Annotated in this window: 1 protein-coding gene; it reads right to left on the bottom strand. The window is 74.8% G+C overall.

What is annotated here, in order from left to right:
• The coding region (locus CCN39_RS50565) for a hypothetical protein (protein ID WP_208630711.1) at positions 1–524 on the bottom strand (524 nt) is incomplete at both ends.

The following is a 524-nucleotide window of genomic DNA, read 5'->3' as shown; positions in this document are numbered from 1 at the left end:
TGAACAGCTCCTCAAGCTCGGCGGCGAGGTCCTCGGTCAGTTCCGCCAGCGTGGGCACGGCTTCGCGGCGCACGCCGATCGTGGTGACGTCGCGGTCGCGGTCGAGGTGCACGCTGGGGATCGCGCGCAGCTCCTGGCGGCCCGGTTCGGCGCCGAAGACGTAGAGCAGCGAGTCGCCGGGCCGCAGGTTGGCGGCCACCCCGGCGAGCTGGATCTCGCGCCGCCGGTCCAGGTCGAGCTTGGTGAACTGGTACGGGCGGGTGGTGCGCACGCGCAGCTCGTTCCACGACGTGCGGGCCAGCAGGTCCTCGCCGGTCTCGAAGGTCTGCGGCTCCTCCCCCGGTCCGGGCACGCTCTGCACGCGGGCGCCCCGGGGGATGCGCACCTGGAAGTCGCGGCCCTGCCTGGGGTCGGCGTCCAGGGTGTAGGCCAGGAACGCCCCGGCCGCCACTCCCGGGCGCGGCTGGTGGCCGACGAGGCGGCCGAGCAGGGTGAGCGAGCGCTCCTCCAGCGCGGTGCGCAGG

Origin of the sequence: Amycolatopsis kentuckyensis (assembly GCF_002155975.1) — a bacterium.
GTDB lineage: Bacteria > Actinomycetota > Actinomycetes > Mycobacteriales > Pseudonocardiaceae > Amycolatopsis > Amycolatopsis kentuckyensis.
The sequence above is the reverse complement of the archived record's forward strand: the minus strand, read 5'-3'. Positions and strand labels throughout refer to the sequence as shown.